A 249-nucleotide genomic window follows, 5' to 3' on the forward strand; every position below is an offset into this window, starting at 1 on the left:
GAAGAAAGATACGAGAAGCAGGAGCGTATAGAACAAAAGCAATCCAAGGAACAGCAACCGAAGCAAATAAAAGAAAATAATGGACATCAGCAAGAAAACAACGGTAGAGGAACTCAGCAAGGAAATAACGGTAGAGGGTCTCAGCAAGGAAATAATGGACACCAGCAAGAGAACAATGGTAGAGAGTCTCAGCAAGATAATAAAGGTAGAGAATCTCAGCAAGGAAATAATGGACATCAGCAAGAGAAC

Annotated in this window: 1 pseudogene; it reads left to right on the top strand. The window is 41.0% G+C overall.

Annotation, left to right across the window (positions count from 1 at the left end):
• Positions 1-249 (top strand): annotated as a pseudogene (locus MR071_RS25245) (hypothetical protein); the annotation flags it as partial.

This window comes from Bacillus cereus group sp. BfR-BA-01316 (assembly GCF_022664195.1).
Lineage (GTDB): Bacteria > Bacillota > Bacilli > Bacillales > Bacillaceae_G > Bacillus_A.